The following is a 16,734-nucleotide window of genomic DNA, read 5'->3' on the forward strand; positions in this document are numbered from 1 at the left end:
GTTATAATGAGCAGGAGGCAATATCTAAATTTTTAAATGCATTTCAAAATACATATCCCAACTGCATTTATATACAGGGAAGATAATCAGAAGTAAATTTTTTTGCACTAGGCAATTAGCATTTTATGTTCAGTAATTGTGATATTGCTCAGTAGCAAAAACTATTTTTCATAGCTTATATATGATCAAGTACTCCTTATATAAATAAGGAGAATAAAATGGAACATATTTCTATTATTCTTGATTATAGACAAGTCTGTAAAGTAGAACATGAATTATCAGGTATCCTGGTGCTGACTATTTTCGCCGTCATTTCCGTGGCTGAAGGATGGGAAGATATGGCGGATTTCGGTGAGACTCACCTCGATTTTTTGAAGCAATATGGTGATTTTGAAAATGGTATTCCTGTTCACGATACCATTGCCAGAGTTGTATCCTGTATCAGTCCTGCAAAATTTCACGAGTGCTTTATTAACTGGATGCGTGACTGCCATTCATCAAATGATAAAGACGTCATTGCAATTGATGGAAAAACGCTCCGGCATTCTTATGATAAGAGTCGCCGCAAGGGAGCGATTCATGTCATTAGTGTGTTCTCAACAATGCACAGTCTGGTCATCGGACAGATCAAGACAGATGAGAAATCTAATGAGATCACAGCTATCCCTGAACTTCTTAACATGTTGGATATTAAAGGAAAAATTATCACAACTGATGCGATGGGTTGCCAGAAAGATATTGCAGAGAAGATACAAAAACAGGGAGGTGATTATTTATTCGCTGTAAAAGGAAACCAGGGGCGGCTAAATAAAGCCTTTGAGGAAAAATTTCCACTGAAAGAATTAAATAATCCAGAGCATGACAGTTACGCAATTAGTGAAAAGAGTCACGGCAGAGAAGAGATCCGTCTTCATATTGTTTGCGATGTCCCTGATGAACTTATTGATTTCACGTTTGAATGGAAAGGGCTGAAGAAATTATGCGTGGCAGTCTCCTTTCGGTCCATAATAGCAGAACAAAAGAAAGAGCCAGAAATGACGGTCAGATATTATATCAGTTCTGCTGATTTAACCGCTGAGAAGTTCGCCACAGCGATCCGAAATCACTGGCACGTGGAGAATAAGCTGCACTGGCGTCTGGACGTGGTAATGAATGAAGACGACTGCAAAATAAGAAGAGGAAATGCAGCAGAATTATTTTCAGGGATACGGCACATTGCTATTAATATTTTGACGAATGATAAGGTATTCAAGGCAGGGTTAAGACGTAAGATGCGAAAAGCAGCCATGGACAGAAACTATCTCGCGTCAGTCCTTGCGGGGAGCCGGAGTTCGTAATCTTGCTCTGGTGATACAATGCTGAATAAATAACATTAAAAATTTCAAATAAAATGGTTTAACCCAATATGAACTTTATGAGTATTATTAGAATAATTTTACCTTTCTGTATCTTTTTGAGTATTTTACTTTACTCTGGAAGGGCGGATTGTGTTTTTTTATTTACTATTGAATACACACTTACAAGTGTGGCAATCTTTCTAATAAAGAGAAAGTTTGTAAGCAATGCTTTGTGGGGGATTTATCTCTCCATTTTAGGTGTGCAGGCAGCGTCGCTATTTAGTTCAGGACAATATTTGATGCCTCTTGCTTTGTCGAATGCTGCAGAAATTGAATCCCTAGGTATTGGTGAGGTAATTAAAGTTTTTTTTGTTTTTATTTTATTTGTTATAGTTTCATTCCTTACGATGCCTTCAGGTGCTCTAATCGAGCGTATTAAATATTATAAATTTAATCTTCTCTGTATAGTATTATTGCTTGTGTGTTCTTTCATAAGTGCGGGGCCAGTATATGCTTTTTATGAAACGGCAAAATTGTTCTATTTACAGCAAACTTTTGAGCCTAGTAAGAAGATCGGAGATGCAGGGAAATCTTTTTTAAAAAGAAGTGTTTTTATTAACCCTATAGGAAATAACTACAATTTCAAAGGTCGTAATGTTATTGTAATATTTACTGAGGGGGTTTCATCTGAAATTATGGGCAGCTCAAAACCTGGAGCATTTTCAGTTACGCCTAATTTAAATAAGTTATCTACTGAAGCACTAAGCTTTAAAAACTATTATAACCATACAGCTGCAACCTTTCGCGGGTTAAGAGGTCAGTTAACTTCTGGCTATCAATTTCGGGATGGTTTTACTGATACTGGTACTGGTATTGGACAATTATCTAACTCAGAAATTAATAATATTTATCTTCACCGTCAAACCTCATTACCGGATATATTGAAAGAGTATGGTTATAAAAGTTATTTTATAGCATCCACCGAAAAAAACAACCCACTCAACACAATGTTGAAAACACTTAATTTTGATAAAGTTCTTGGTATGGGGGATTTTATTGGTTATCAACGAGACAGAATGACGGATAAGCAAACATTTAATGCACTGCAATATTTTTTACGTTCTCAGGAAAATAAAAAAGAACACTTCTTTATTGGTGTCTATCCATCTGGTACTCATCATGGTCAAGATAGTCCAAATGAAAAATATTTTGATGGTAAGAACCCGCTCTACAATAAATTCTATAACTATGATTTTCAGTTAGGGAAATTTGTTGACTTCTTTAGGCGTAGTTCATTTTATAATAATACATTGTTAATAATAACGTCAGATCATTCAACATTTCCTTCGACAGAATATAAAAAAGCATTTAATAGCGATTCTCGTTACTTTGTAGGCGAAATACCATTTCTGGTTATTGGAGGAGATATCACTCCTGAAACTTTGGATGCAGACGGTAAAAATTCATTAAGCTTTGCGCCAACAATATTGCACATGTTAGGGATTCAGTATTCAATGAACTATTTTTTGGGATGTTCTCTTTTTGATAAGGAATGCACATCGCCATTTTCACATCTTTCTGCTATTGGTAGTGACTATTTCATTACAAGCAAAGAAAATCATGTTGAACTAATACCAAATAATAGTGATAGTGAATTAATAAAACTTGCTGAACGTTTTTATAATATCAGTGGATAAGTAGATGATTGGGTAAGAAGTAATCGATCCCCTAATTATGAAAAATATGAGTGTAAAATAAGATATAAATTAAGCTATTCTTTATCTTAAATAAGCCGCAACCCCGCGGTGACCACCCCTGACAGGAGTAAACAATGTCAAAGCAACAGATCGGCGTCGTCGGTATGGCAGTGATGGGACGCAACCTCGCGCTCAACATCGAAAGCCGTGGTTATACCGTCTCTATTTTCAACCGCTCCCGTGAAAAGACGGAAGAAGTTATTGCCGAAAATCCAGGCAAGAAACTGGTTCCTTACTATACGGTGAAAGAGTTCGTTGAATCTCTTGAAACGCCTCGTCGCATCCTGTTAATGGTGAAAGCAGGTGCAGGCACGGATGCTGCTATTGATTCCCTGAAACCATATCTCGATAAAGGCGATATCATCATTGATGGTGGTAATACCTTCTTCCAGGACACCATTCGTCGTAACCGCGAGCTTTCTGCAGAAGGCTTTAACTTCATCGGTACGGGGGTTTCCGGTGGTGAAGAGGGCGCGCTGAAAGGACCTTCTATCATGCCTGGTGGGCAGAAAGAAGCCTATGAACTGGTTGCACCTATCCTGACCAAAATCGCCGCCGTGGCTGAAGATGGTGAACCGTGCGTTACCTATATTGGTGCCGATGGCGCAGGTCACTATGTGAAGATGGTTCACAACGGTATTGAATACGGTGATATGCAACTGATTGCTGAAGCCTATTCTCTGCTGAAAGGTGGTCTGAATCTCTCTAACGAAGAACTGGCACAAACCTTTACCGAGTGGAATAACGGTGAACTGAGCAGCTACCTGATCGACATCACTAAAGACATCTTCACCAAGAAAGATGAAGACGGTAATTACCTGGTTGATGTGATCCTGGATGAAGCAGCAAACAAAGGTACGGGTAAATGGACCAGTCAGAGCGCGCTGGATCTAGGCGAACCACTGTCGTTGATTACTGAGTCTGTGTTTGCTCGTTATATCTCTTCCCTGAAAGATCAGCGCGTAGCCGCGTCTAAAGTACTGTCGGGTCCACAAGCGCAGCCAGCAGGCGACAAAGCAGAGTTCATCGAAAAAGTTCGCCGTGCGCTTTATCTGGGTAAGATTGTTTCTTACGCGCAGGGCTTCTCGCAGTTACGTGCGGCGTCTGAAGAGTACAACTGGGATCTGAATTATGGTGAAATTGCGAAGATCTTCCGTGCCGGTTGTATCATTCGCGCTCAGTTCCTGCAGAAAATCACGGATGCTTACGCCGAAAATCCGAAGATTGCTAACCTGCTGTTAGCCCCGTACTTTAAGAAAATTGCCGACGATTACCAGCAAGCTCTGCGTGATGTTGTTGCTTATGCGGTGCAGAACGGTATTCCAGTACCTACCTTCTCTGCAGCGGTTGCTTATTATGACAGCTATCGTGCCGCAGTACTGCCTGCAAACTTGATCCAGGCACAGCGTGACTATTTCGGTGCGCATACCTATAAGCGCATTGATAAAGAAGGTGTATTCCACACGGAATGGCTGGATTAATCTGATTTAATCAGTATTAAACTAAGGCCCGGCATTTATCGCCGGGCTTTTTTTTGCTATCAATCTTATTGATTTAAATTCATTGCTTAATACTAACTTAATAAATAGCAGCTATTCTTATAAAGAAAATCTGAAATGTTTTTCGTTTCGTTGACCAGACATCATCGTGGCGTTAAAACTTTTAACTCTTATCAGGGTGCTAAAACATCATGATTCATAGTTAAGTTAATTCTGAGAGCATGAAATGAAAATCACCATTTCCGGAACCGGTTATGTTGGCCTGTCTAATGGGCTATTAATCGCACAAAATCATAACGTTGTAGCATTAGATATTTTACCATCTCGCGTTGCAATGCTAAATGATCGGATATCTCCTATTGTTGATAAAGAAATTCAGCAATTTTTGCAATCAGACAAAATACGTTTTAATGCCACGTTAGATAAAAAAGAAGCCTACCGGAATGCTGATTATGTAATCATCGCAACCCCGACCGACTATGATCCTAAAACCAATTATTTCAATACATCCAGTGTAGAATCAGTAATTAAAGATGTTACAGAAATAAACCCTCATGCAGTAATGATTATTAAGTCCACGGTTCCGGTAGGTTTTACGGCCGCGATGCAAAAAAAGTTCAAGACAGAGAACATCATCTTCTCCCCTGAATTCCTCCGAGAAGGCAAAGCCCTTTACGATAACCTTCATCCTTCCCGTATTGTGATAGGCGAACGTTCTGAACGTGCACAGCGTTTTGCCGCGTTATTACAGCAAGGGGCAGTTAAACAAAATATCCCGACTCTGTTTACTGATTCAACAGAAGCAGAGGCTATTAAACTTTTTGCCAATACTTACCTTGCAATGCGCGTGGCGTACTTTAACGAGCTGGACAGTTATGCAGAAAGCCTGGGATTGAACACCCGTCAAATCATTGAAGGTGTTTGTCTTGATCCTCGTATCGGCAATCATTACAACAATCCATCATTTGGTTACGGTGGTTACTGTTTGCCGAAAGATACCAAGCAGCTTCTGGCAAATTACCAGTCTGTGCCAAATAACATCATTTCTGCCATCGTTGAAGCTAACCGTACCCGCAAAGACTTTATTGCCGATGCTATCTTGTCGCGTAAACCAAAAGTCGTAGGGATATATCGCCTAATTATGAAGAGCGGTTCAGATAACTTTCGTGCGTCTTCCATTCAGGGGATCATGAAGCGTATCAAAGCTAAGGGGGTAGAAGTGATTATCTATGAACCGGTAATGAAGGAAGAAATGTTTTTCAATTCACGTCTGGAACGTGATCTCGCGACTTTTAAGCAACAGGCTGATGTCATTATCTCTAATCGAATGTCAGAAGAGCTTAAAGATGCAGCAGACAAGGTCTACACCCGCGATCTTTTCGGTAGCGACTAACTATCTGTAATCAGATGATTTTTGGCGGTAGTTGGTATCTATGTTCATGTAACAATTCATTATATTTATTGTTTATCCTATGGCATTCATACGGATTATCGCTAAACTATGGCGACCTGAAATTTTCCGTCTGTTAGGGTAATGATGAAAGTTGAAAATAATAATATTTCTGGGCACAACAATGACCCGGAACAGATTGATTTAATTGATTTACTGGTACAACTGTGGCGCGGGAAGATGACCATTATCGCCACAGTCATTGTGGCTATCGTGTTGGCTATTGGATACCTGGCAGTAGCGAAAGAGCAATGGACATCAACAGCCATTGTCACTCAGCCTGATGTGGGGCAAATTGCCGGCTATAACAACGCCATGAATGTAATTTATGGCCAGGCTGCGCCAAAAGTAGCTGATTTACAGGAGGCGTTGATTGGGCGCTTCAGTTCTGCTTTTTCTGCATTAGCGGAAACGCTGGATAATCAGGAAGAACGCGAAAAACTGACTATCGAGCCTGCTGTTAAAAACCAGCCGTTACCGTTAGCTGTTTCTTATGTCGGGCACACTGCGGAGGATGCACAGAAAAAGCTGGCTGAATACATTCAACAAGTTGATGACCGAGTGAATGAAGAGCTGGAGAAAGACCTGAAGGATAATATCGCTTTGGGTATGAAAACCTTGCAGGACTCCCTGAAAACTCAGGAAGTGGTGGCTCAAGAGCAAAAAACGCTGCGTATCCGCCAGATTCAGGAAGCGTTGCAGTATGCGAATCAGGCGCAGGTAACAAAGCCGCAGATTCAGCAGACTGGTGAAAATATTACTCAGGATACGTTGCTTTTGTTAGGTAGCGAAGCACTGGAGTCGATGATTAAGCACGAAGCGACTCGTCCGCTTGTGTTCTCGCCAAACTATTATCAGACTCGTCAAAACCTGCTGGATATCGAAAGCTTAAAGGTAGATGATCTTGATATTCATGCTTACCGTTACGTTATGAAACCCACACTGCCAATTCGTCGCGATAGCCCGAAAAAGGCCATCACACTGATTCTGGCTGTACTGCTGGGCGGCATGGTTGGCGCGGGAATTGTGCTGGGGCGTAATGCTCTGCGTAATTACAACGCGAAGTAATCTTTTCGGTTTTAAAGAAAATGGGCAGGGTGGTGACACCTTGCCCGTTTTTTGCCGGATGCGACAACAACATCACATCCGGTCAGCCTGCAACTCACTGATGCCGTTTACGCAGGTTCTCAATTACCGTCGTTAAGTCCAGCTCCTGATCCTGCAACAACACCAGCAGGTGATACATCAAGTCAGACGCCTCGTTGGTCAGCTCAAAGCGATCATGTACCGTTGCTGCCAGTGCAGTTTCCACGCCTTCCTCGCCCACTTTTTGCGCAATTCGTTTGGTGCCGCTGGCATACAGTTTGGCGGTATAGGAGGTTTCCGGGTCGGCAGATTTGCGTTCGGCGAGCAGTTGTTCCAGTTGATAAAGGAACAGCCACTGGTGAGCGGTGTCGCCGAAGCAGCTGCTGGTGCCTTTGTGGCAGGTCGGGCCGATGGGATTCGCCAGCACCAGTAACGTGTCGTTGTCGCAGTCCGGGGCAATACTCACCACATTGAGAACATTGCCCGACGTTTCGCCTTTGGTCCACAGTCGCTGTTTAGTGCGCGAGAAGAAGGTGACTTTGCCGCTTTCGATGGTTTTGTCTAAGGCTTCCGGGTTCATGTAGCCCAGCATTAACACTTCGCCGGATACCGCGTGTTGCACAATCACCGGCATCAGTCCGTCGGTTTTTTCCCAGTCCAGTTCGCGGCGTTGTTGTTCTGTTAACATATCCTGATCTCCACGCCCTGTGTTGCCAGGTACGCTTTTAATTCACCAATATTGATTATTTGTTTGTGGAATACCGAAGCTGCCAGCGCGCCGTCAACGTCGGCATCGCGGAAGGCTTCAAGGAAGTGCTCCATAGTGCCCGCGCCGCCGGAGGCAATCAGCGGAACGTGGCAGACTTCACGCACTTTTCTCAGTTGTTCGAGGTCGTAACCGTTACGCACGCCGTCCTGATTCATCATGTTGAGGACGATTTCTCCGGCACCGCGTTTTTGCACTTCCTCTACCCAGTCGAGTGTTTCCCACTGAGTGACGCGGGTGCGGCTTTCATCGCCGGTATATTGATTCACATGATATTTACCGGTTTCGGCGTCGTACCAGGTATCAATGCCGACCACAATACACTGCACGCCAAAGCGATCCGCCAGGCGAGTAATTAATGTTGGGTCTGCCAGCGCAGGGGAGTTGATGGAAATTTTATCCGCGCCAAAGGAAAGAATTTTCGCGGCATCTTCCAGAGACTTAATCCCACCCGCCACGCAGAACGGAATGTCGATTACTTCCGCCACGCGAGATACCCAGCTTTTATCTACTACACGGCCATCGCTGGAAGCGGTGATATCGTAGAACACCAGTTCGTCTGCACCTTCTTCGGCGTAGCGTTTTGCCAGCGGCACGATATCGCCAATGATTTCATGGTTACGAAACTGTACGCCTTTCACCACCTGACCATCACGAACGTCGAGACATGGGATTATGCGTTTTGCCAGCATGCGATGGCCTCCTTCACGGTGAATTTACCTTCCAGTAATGCCCGACCAACTATTACGCCGCGTACGCCAGTACCACGCAGGGCAGCGACATCATCAATGTCGCCAATGCCGCCGGAGGATTGAAATGCCACCTGCGGATATCTGGCGCAGACTTCCTCATATAAAGAGACGTTAGAACCTGCCAGCGTGCCGTCGCGCGAGATATCGGTACACAGCACATGTTTCAGGCCGACGGGCAGATAGGTTTCCACCAGTTGTTCCAGCGAAACGCCCGAGTTCTCTTGCCAGCCGCTAACCGCCACCTGCTTGTTGCCTTGCTCGTCAATGCGTACATCCAGCGCCAGCACTAACGCATCCGCACCGAAGCGTTCAAACCAGCCTTTCACCATTTCTGGTGATTTCACTGCGGTGGAGCCGACCACCACGCGCGCAACGCCTGCTTCCAGTAACGTCGCCACATCTTCTTTGCTACGCACGCCGCCACCAACCTGCACAGGGACGTTAACGCCTGCGACCAGCGTTTTAATCAGAGAAATTTGTCGTTTAGCCGGATCTTTTGCCCCAGTCAGATCCACCAGATGCAGCACTTCGGCACCTTGTGCAGCGTAATCCTGTAAACGCGGCAGCGGGTCGTTACCGTAATCGCGCTGTTTGCCGTAATCGCCCTGATGGAGACGCACCACGGTGCCGTCGATTAAATCTAATGCCGGAATAATCATCACATCTCCAGGAAGTTTTTCAGCAGCTTAGCGCCAGCGGCACCAGAACGCTCCGGGTGGAACTGCACGCCGTAGAAGTTATCTTTTTGTACCGCCGCGGTGAATGGTTCGCCGTAATTACACTGGGCAATGGTCCACGGATTGACCGGCATTGCGTAACTGTGAACAAAGTAAAAGTACGCGCCGTCTTCAATCCCCTGAAACAGGCGGTTGCCTGCCTGCGGGTAAACGCGGTTCCAGCCCATATGCGGCAGTGGCAGACCAAAGTCGGTCATTTTCGGCACGTCTTCGTCGATGATGCCCAGCAAGTCGACGCCGTTGCTCTCTTCGCTGCGCCGCCCCAGCAGTTGCATCCCTAAGCAGATGCCCAGCACCGGTTGGGTACAGGCTTTGATGAGGTCAAACAGCTCGCGTTCACGCACCTGATCCATCGCTGCTTGCGCAGTGCCAACGCCGGGCAAAAACAGTTTATCGGCCAGCAACACCACGTCCGGGTCACGGCTGACTTTTGGTTCATAACCGTGACGTGCAATGGCCGACTTCACCGAGTTCAGGTTGGCGCAGCCGGTATCCAGGATCACCACGTTCATTACAGCACTCCTTTCGACGAGGGCAGGGTGTCGCCTTCCACGCGGATGGCCTGGCGCAGGGTGCGACCAAAGGCTTTGAACAGGCTCTCTACACGGTGGTGATCGTTTTTACCTTTGGTTTTCAGGTGCAGGGTCACGCCCATCGTGTATGAGAGCGAACGGAAGAAGTGTTCGATCATTTCGGTGCTGAGATCGCCCACGCGCTGGTAGGTAAATTCAGCTTTATATTCCAGGTGCGGGCGACCAGAGATATCCAGCGCGCAGCGGGCAAGGCATTCGTCCATCGGCAGCACAAAACCAAAGCGGCAAATACCGCGTTTGTCGCCAAGAGCAATTTTTAACGCTTCGCCCAGCGCCAGACCGGTATCTTCGACGGTGTGGTGATCGTCGATATAGAGATCGCCTTTGACGTTGATTTCCATGCGGAAACCGCCGTGGGTGGCAATCTGGTCCAGCATGTGATCAAAGAAGCCAACGCCGGTGTTAATCTTGCTGCCACCTTCGCGATCCAGCCACACCTGAACGTCAATCTGCGTCTCTTTGGTGTTACGTACTACGTGAGCGTAACGGTCGCGTTTAGTGAGCTGCTCGCCAATCATCGGCCAGTTCAGGGTTTCGCGGTCGTAGCGTAAACCATTAATGCCCATGTTTTCCGCCAGTTGAATATCGGTCGCGCGATCACCAATCACATAACTGTTAGCGCGATCCATCGCTTGCTCAGCCAGATAACGCTCCACCAGTTTTACTTTCGGCTTACGGCAGTCGCACTCATCTGCGGGCAGGTGCGGGCAAATCAGCACTTCATCAAACTGCACGCCTTGCGAGGTGAAGATCTGCATCATTAAATTGTGCGGGCCATCGAAATCCGCCTGCGGGAAACTTTGTGTTCCAAGACCATCCTGATTGGTGATCATCACCAGCTTATAGCCCGCTTTTTGCAGCTTCAGCAGCTCCGGGATCACGCCCGGTTCAAAGGCGAGTTTGTCAAAACGGTCCACCTGAAAATCACTCGGCGGTTCGCTAATCAGGGTTCCATCGCGATCGATAAAAAGATACTTCTGACTCATCAAACTTGCTCCGCACGTAAGGCGTCAATGACGCGCTGGCTTTCTTCACGGGTTCCGACGGTAATTCGCAGGCAGCCGCTTAAAGAGGGTTGTTTATTCTGATCACGTAAGATAATGCCCTGATCCCACAAAGATTTAAATACTGCACTGGAGGCTTTAAAGCGCGCCAGAATGTAGTTGGTTTCAGAGTCGAAAACCTGCTCCACGCAGGGGATCTCTTTCAGTGCGGCAATCAGATATTCGCGTTCTGCAATAATTTGCGCCACCCGTTCGCGCATGGCGACGATTCCCTGCGGGCTTAACGCCTGTGTGGCAATGTCGGCAACCGGCGTCGAGAGCGGGTAGGGGGCGATCACTTTCATCAGCAGGTTGATGACTTCTTCGTTTGCCAGCGTAAATCCGCAACGAAGCCCCGCTAGAGCAAAAGCTTTCGACAGTGTGCGCAAAATAGCCAGGTGCGGATATTCCGCCAGCCAGCCAGAAAGCGATGCCTGCGGGCAAAACTCGATATAGGCTTCATCGGCAACCACAATGGCTTTACCGCGCGTTAGCTCCAGCAGGGTGCGAAAATCCTGCGGATTGATCAGTTGCCCGGTCGGGTTGTTGGGGCTGCAAACATAAACCACTTTTACGCCGTCTAGCTTGTCGGAAATGCCCTGCAAGTCCAGTTGCCAGTTGTCCAGCGTTGGCACTGTGCGGCACTCGACGCCAATGGTTTCGGCGCTGACGCTGTACATGCCGTACGTTGGCGGGCAGTAGAGGATGGCGTCTCTACCTGGTTCGCAAAAAGCGCGAATCAGTAGTTCAATACCTTCGTCCGCGCCACGGCTGACCAGCACCTGCTCCGGCTTTACGCCTGCATATTGCGCGTAATTTTCAATCACCGCTTTCGGCTGACATTCCGGATAGCGGTTGAGCGTTTGCTGAGTGAGCTGAAACTCCACGGCTGTGGGATATTCGTTGGCGTTCAGCCAGACATCGCCGTTACCGCCCAGACGACGCGCTGACTGATACGGCGTCAGGTTGCGGACGTTTTCACGCGCTAAATCGGTAATAGTCACGGTGCTCATGCTTGCTCCTTAAGGGCGTTAACACGCAAAGTAACGGCATTTTTGTGGGCGGTCAGGCGCTCGGCGGCGGCCAGTGTTTCAATGGTCGACGCCAGAGCGGAGAAACCTTCTTTCGAGAGTTCCTGCACGGTCATGCGCTTCTGGAAATCTGCCAGTCCGAGGCTGGAACAGGTGGCGGTGTAACCGTAAGTCGGCAGAACGTGGTTAGTGCCGGAGGCATAGTCGCCTGCCGATTCCGGTGACCAGTCACCAAGAAATACCGAACCGGCGCTGGTGATGCTATCGACCAGTTCGCGGGCGTTGCGGGTCTGAATGATCAGGTGCTCCGGGCCGTACTGGTTGGAGATCTCTACGCACTGTGCTAAATCGTTGGTCACGATCAGGCGGCTGGCGCTCAGTGCCTGACGGGCGGTTTCGGCACGCGGCAGTTCTGCCAATTGGCGTTCGACAGCCTCGGCAACGCGACGCGCCATATCAGCATCGGGCGTCAGTAAAATCACCTGAGAGTCCGGGCCGTGTTCAGCCTGAGAAAGCAAATCAGAAGCCACGAAATCCGGCGTAGCGCCGCTGTCAGCAATCACCAGCACTTCCGACGGGCCTGCGGGCATATCGATCGCCGCACCGTCCAGACGCTGGCTTACCTGGCGTTTTGCCTCGGTGACAAAGGCGTTACCCGGCCCGAAGATTTTGTCCACTTTCGGCACAGATTCCGTACCAAACGCCAGTGCGGCAATGGCCTGTGCGCCGCCGACGTTAAACACGTCCTGTACACCGCACAGCTGCGCCGCGTAAAGGATCTCATCGGCAATCGGCGGCGGTGAGCACAGCACCACTTTTTTACAGCCCGCAATACGCGCCGGAGTCGCCAGCATTAATACCGTTGAGAAGAGCGGGGCGGAGCCGCCAGGAATATACAAACCAACCGAAGCCACCGGGCGCGTGACCTGCTGGCAACGCACGCCTGGCTGCGTTTCTACATCTACCGGCGGCAGTTTTTGCGCAGTGTGGAAGGTTTCAATGTTCTTTACTGCCACCGCCATCGCCTGTTTTAGCTCGTCGCTCAGGCGTTCGCTGGCGGCGGCGATCGCCTCAGCAGACACCTTCAGCGCGGTAACCGTGGTTTTATCAAACTTCGCGCTGTATTCCCGCAGGGCCTCATCGCCGCGTGCTTTCACGTTATCGAGAATATCGTTAACAGTGCGGGTAATGCTTTCAGAAGCGGAGATCGCCGGGCGCATTAACAGCTGGCGTTGTTGCTCCGCAGTACAGCTATTCCAGTCAATGATTGTGTTAAAGCTCATGGCGATCACTCCATCATCTTCTCAATCGGCAGGACCAGGATTGAACTGGCACCCAGCGCTTTCAGTTTTTCCATCGTTTCCCAGAACAGGGTTTCGCTGCTGACCATGTGCATCGCTACGCGCTGTTGATCACCCGCCAGCGGTAGAATAGTTGGGCGTTCGGCACCTGGCAGCAGGGCGATGACGTCATCCAGACGTTCGGTCGGTGCGTGCATCATGATGTATTTTGATTCGCGCGCCTGGATCACTCCCTGAATACGGGTCAGCAGTTTGTCGATCAGTTGCTGTTTGGATTCTTCCATTTCGCCATCGCGCTGGATCAGGCAGGCTTTCGAGCGATAGATAACTTCGACTTCGCGCAGGCCGTTAGCTTCCAGCGTGGCACCGGTGGAAACCAGATCGCAAATCGCATCCGCCAGTCCGGCACGCGGGGCGACTTCAACAGAACCGTTCAGTAAGCAGGATTTAAAAGAGATGCCTTTCTGGTCGAGATAACGCTTGAGCAGGTGAGGATAAGAGGTGGCGATACGTTTACCGTTTAAGGAGAGCGGGCCATCCCAGGCTTCATCAACCGGCGTTGCCAGCGAAAGGCGGCAGCCGCCGAAATCCAGTCGACGCAGGGTAAAGTAGCGCGGATCTTCACCCTGGGCGCGGCGGTTAAGCAGTTCTTCTTCCAGCACGTTTTCGCCGATAATCCCAAGATCTACCACGCCGTCCATTACCAGACCGGGAATGTCGTCGTCACGCACGCGCAGAATATCAATCGGCATGTTTTCTGCCATCGCGATCAGGCGCTGGGTGTGAAGATTAATTTTAATGCCACAGCGCGCCAGTAATTCGCGTGAGTCATCGCTTAAACGGCCGGATTTCTGCATAGCTATGCGTAAACGAGTGTTGTCTGTCATTTTGTTATTCCTCTTTAAACCTGTCTGAACCGTTATCAACCGCGCAATAAAAAAGCCCCCGGAAGGTGATCTTCCGGGGGCTTTCTCATGCGTTCATGCACCACTGGAAGATCTGAATGTCTTCCAGCACACATCGCCTGAAAGACTAGTCAGGGTGATGGTGATGATGGTGGTGTTTAAATTGAACGCGTGTCATAAAAGTCTCTGTGAATGTTTATTCAACTGATGTCTTTTAACCTAAACCACTTTCACGTTAGAAAGCAAGGGCTTTTTTATATATTTTGTGGCGAGGGATTTGTTTAATGAATGAGCGGGGAAAGGAGGAGGGCTAAGAGTGAGTACTTTAAAAAAGTAATCGTGAAAACATGTCTTTAAAACCCTCAAGAACATTGTGTTCTGTAACTAAAGCGGGCTTTGTTCATGCCGGATGCGGCGTGAACGCCTTATCCGGCCAACAAATGTTGCGTAAATTCAATATATTGATGTTTTTGTAGGCCTGATAAGCGGAGCGCATCAGACAATTGTATAATTCTATATTTGCTAACAGTTTCGATTCATTCATAGAATGAATTGTCAGTTTTGATACGCTGGCGTAGCCTTATAGATCTAAGGTGTATCAGGAGAAAACGGATGAAAAAGGTCGCAATTGTCGGGTTAGGGTGGTTAGGCATGCCGCTGGCGATGTCACTTTCAGCGAGAGGCTGGCAAGTCACCGGGAGTAAAACTACACAAGATGGTGTAGAAGCGGCCCAAATGAGTGGCATTGATAGCTATCTGCTTCGCATGGAGCCCGATTTAGTTTGCGACTCTGACGATCTGGATGCCCTGATGGATGCCGATGCGCTGGTGATTACGCTTCCGGCACGCCGCAGCGGCCCCGGCGATGAGTTCTATTTACAAGCAGTGCAGGAGCTGGTGGATAGCGCGCTGGCTCATCGTATTCCCCGCATTATTTTTACCAGCTCAACGTCTGTCTATGGCGACGCACAAGGCACGGTGAAAGAAAACACTCCGCGTAATCCACTGACCCATAGTGGACGAGTGTTAAAAGAGCTGGAAGATTGGCTGCACAATTTACCCGGTACTTCGGTTGATATTTTGCGTCTTGCGGGGCTGGTCGGGCCAGGGCGTCATCCAGGACGCTTCTTTGCTGGAAAAACCGCGCCGGACGGTGAACATGGTGTGAATTTAGTCCATTTAGAAGATGTTATTGGCGCTATCACTCTGTTGTTACAGGCACCTAAAGGCGGACACATCTATAATATATGTGCGCCAGCTCACCCTGCGCGCAATGTTTTCTATCCGCAGATGGCCCGTTTACTGGGGCTGGAGCCTCCGCAGTTCAGAAATAGCCTGGACAGCGGCAAAGGTAAAATTATTGATGGGAGTCGGATCTGTAATGAACTGGGATTTGAATACCAGTATCCCGATCCGCTGGTAATGCCGCTGGAGTAAACCATCACGCCAGCAGGACGCCGCATACACTGCAAGGGGGCGTGTATGAAACCACTGCTGGATGTGTTGATGATCCTCGATGCCTTAGAAAAAGAGGGCAGTTTTGCGGCGGCGTCGGCCAAACTCTATAAGACGCCGTCCGCTCTGAGTTACACCGTTCACAAGCTGGAAAGCGACCTTAATATTCAATTGCTTGATCGTAGCGGTCACCGCGCTAAATTCACCCGCACCGGAAAAATGTTATTAGAGAAAGGGCGAGAAGTTCTCCACACTGTCCATGAGCTGGAAAAACAAGCGATCAAACTCCATGAAGGCTGGGAAAATGAACTGGTGATTGGTGTTGATGATACCTTTCCCTTTTCACTGCTTGCGCCACTTATTGAAGCCTTTTATCAACATCACAACGTCACGCGTCTGAAGTTTATCAATGGCGTTCTCGGCGGTTCCTGGGAGGCCCTGACCCAGGGCAGGGCCGATATTATTGTTGGCGCGATGCATGAACCACCCTCTTCCAGCGAATATGGTTTCTCGCGGTTGGGCGATCTGGAGCAAGTTTTCGCGATTGCGCCTCATCATCCGTTAGCTCTTGAAGAGGAACCGTTAAATCGCCGTATCATTAAACGCTATCGGGCGATTATCGTGGGTGATACTGCGCAGGCAGGTGCATCTACGGCATCACAACTTCTCGACGAACAAGAGGCCATTACCGTATTTGATTTTAAAACCAAACTGGAATTACAAATCAGCGGTCTTGGTTGCGGTTATTTACCGCGCTATCTGGCGCAACGTTTTCTCGATAGTGGTGCGTTAATTGAGAAGAAAGTGGTTGCGCAATCCCTCTTTGAACCCGTATGGATTGGATGGAATGAACAAACCGCAGGGCTTGCCAGTGCGTGGTGGCGTGATGAGATTTTAGCAAATAGTGCTATTGCTGGTGTTTATGCAAAATATGATGACGGAAAATCAGCCATTTAAATAAAAAATTATATGACAAGCCTCTCATTCTCTTGTCATTTACCCCCCATTTAGGCACAATGCGC

General features: G+C 47.8%; 16 protein-coding genes and 1 other annotated feature. Of the genes, 7 read left to right on the forward strand and 9 right to left on the reverse strand.

Features of this window, described 5'->3' with window-relative positions; translation table 11 throughout:
- The first annotated feature begins 218 nt into the window (after window positions 1-218).
- The 5 genes from AACU94_RS06260 (at window position 219) to wzzB (ending at window position 7,111) form a co-directional block, all read left to right on the forward strand.
- Window positions 219-1,337: an ISAs1 family transposase gene (locus tag AACU94_RS06260; RefSeq protein ID WP_135489122.1), complete on the forward strand. Its 1,119-nt coding sequence runs from the start codon at window positions 219-221 to the stop codon at window positions 1,335-1,337.
- Window positions 1,338-1,414: 77 nt separating this feature from the next.
- The gene (locus AACU94_RS06265) at window positions 1,415-3,034 is read left to right on the forward strand and encodes an LTA synthase family protein (protein ID WP_240725501.1); all 1,620 of its coding nucleotides are present in this window, start codon (window positions 1,415-1,417) and stop codon (window positions 3,032-3,034) included.
- Window positions 3,035-3,168: 134 nt separating this feature from the next.
- Complete coding sequence (gene gndA / locus AACU94_RS06270; RefSeq protein WP_000043455.1) at window positions 3,169-4,575, forward strand: NADP-dependent phosphogluconate dehydrogenase; 1,407 nt, start codon at window positions 3,169-3,171, stop codon at window positions 4,573-4,575.
- 244 nt (window positions 4,576-4,819) lie between these two features.
- Entirely contained in the window at window positions 4,820-5,986 is a 1,167-nt protein-coding gene (gene ugd / locus AACU94_RS06275) for a UDP-glucose 6-dehydrogenase (protein WP_130257591.1), read from the forward strand.
- Between the two features lie 144 nt (window positions 5,987-6,130).
- Entirely contained in the window at window positions 6,131-7,111 is a 981-nt protein-coding gene (gene wzzB / locus AACU94_RS06280; protein ID WP_135489249.1) for an LPS O-antigen chain length determinant protein WzzB, read from the forward strand.
- A gap of 94 nt (window positions 7,112-7,205) precedes the next feature.
- Here the strand turns inward: wzzB and hisIE are convergent, their stop codons facing one another.
- The 9 genes from hisIE to hisL all read right to left on the reverse strand — a co-directional run bounded on the left by hisIE (window position 7,206) and on the right by hisL (window position 14,435).
- Entirely contained in the window at window positions 7,206-7,817 is a 612-nt protein-coding gene (gene hisIE / locus AACU94_RS06285; protein ID WP_135489123.1) for a bifunctional phosphoribosyl-AMP cyclohydrolase/phosphoribosyl-ATP diphosphatase HisIE, read from the reverse strand.
- Window positions 7,811-8,587: an imidazole glycerol phosphate synthase subunit HisF gene (hisF, locus tag AACU94_RS06290; RefSeq protein ID WP_135489124.1), complete on the reverse strand. Its 777-nt coding sequence runs from the start codon at window positions 8,585-8,587 to the stop codon at window positions 7,811-7,813. The genes hisIE and hisF overlap by 7 nt, the downstream gene beginning before the upstream one ends.
- On the reverse strand, window positions 8,569-9,306 hold the full coding sequence (gene hisA / locus AACU94_RS06295) for a 1-(5-phosphoribosyl)-5-[(5-phosphoribosylamino)methylideneamino]imidazole-4-carboxamide isomerase (protein WP_130216369.1): 738 nt from the start codon (window positions 9,304-9,306) through the stop codon (window positions 8,569-8,571). The genes hisF and hisA overlap by 19 nt, the downstream gene beginning before the upstream one ends.
- The gene (hisH, locus tag AACU94_RS06300; protein WP_001103560.1) at window positions 9,306-9,896 is read right to left on the reverse strand and encodes an imidazole glycerol phosphate synthase subunit HisH; all 591 of its coding nucleotides are present in this window, start codon (window positions 9,894-9,896) and stop codon (window positions 9,306-9,308) included. The genes hisA and hisH overlap by 1 nt, the downstream gene beginning before the upstream one ends.
- Window positions 9,896-10,963, reverse strand: coding sequence for a bifunctional histidinol-phosphatase/imidazoleglycerol-phosphate dehydratase HisB (gene hisB, locus AACU94_RS06305; protein WP_000080093.1), 1,068 nt, complete (start codon window positions 10,961-10,963; stop codon window positions 9,896-9,898). Before hisB ends, hisH begins: the two co-directional genes overlap by 1 nt.
- Complete coding sequence (gene hisC, locus AACU94_RS06310; RefSeq protein WP_135489125.1) at window positions 10,963-12,033, reverse strand: histidinol-phosphate transaminase; 1,071 nt, start codon at window positions 12,031-12,033, stop codon at window positions 10,963-10,965. The genes hisB and hisC overlap by 1 nt, the downstream gene beginning before the upstream one ends.
- Window positions 12,030-13,334 carry a histidinol dehydrogenase gene (hisD, locus tag AACU94_RS06315; RefSeq protein ID WP_135489126.1) on the reverse strand — a complete coding sequence of 435 codons (1,305 nt, stop codon included), beginning with the start codon at window positions 13,332-13,334 and terminating at the stop codon, window positions 12,030-12,032. Before hisD ends, hisC begins: the two co-directional genes overlap by 4 nt.
- A gap of 5 nt (window positions 13,335-13,339) precedes the next feature.
- Window positions 13,340-14,239 carry an ATP phosphoribosyltransferase gene (gene hisG, locus AACU94_RS06320; RefSeq protein ID WP_000131780.1) on the reverse strand — a complete coding sequence of 300 codons (900 nt, stop codon included), beginning with the start codon at window positions 14,237-14,239 and terminating at the stop codon, window positions 13,340-13,342.
- A 46-nt stretch (window positions 14,240-14,285) separates the two neighbouring features.
- Window positions 14,286-14,409: a sequence feature (His leader region), on the reverse strand.
- The gene (hisL, locus tag AACU94_RS06325) at window positions 14,385-14,435 is read right to left on the reverse strand and encodes a his operon leader peptide (protein WP_001364200.1); all 51 of its coding nucleotides are present in this window, start codon (window positions 14,433-14,435) and stop codon (window positions 14,385-14,387) included. Its footprint overlaps the feature before it by 25 nt.
- 434 nt (window positions 14,436-14,869) lie before the next feature.
- Here hisL and AACU94_RS06330 point away from each other — a divergent pair, with 434 nt between their 5' ends.
- Both AACU94_RS06330 and AACU94_RS06335 read left to right on the forward strand, forming a co-directional pair.
- A complete protein-coding gene (locus tag AACU94_RS06330; protein ID WP_130216375.1) occupies window positions 14,870-15,694 on the forward strand; it encodes an SDR family oxidoreductase in 825 nt (274 codons plus the stop codon).
- Window positions 15,695-15,739: 45 nt separating this feature from the next.
- The gene (locus AACU94_RS06335; RefSeq protein WP_130216377.1) at window positions 15,740-16,669 is read left to right on the forward strand and encodes a LysR substrate-binding domain-containing protein; all 930 of its coding nucleotides are present in this window, start codon (window positions 15,740-15,742) and stop codon (window positions 16,667-16,669) included.
- Window positions 16,670-16,734: the final 65 nt, after the last annotated feature.

The organism is Escherichia sp. E4702, from assembly GCF_963883545.1.
Classification (GTDB): Bacteria; Pseudomonadota; Gammaproteobacteria; order Enterobacterales; family Enterobacteriaceae; genus Escherichia.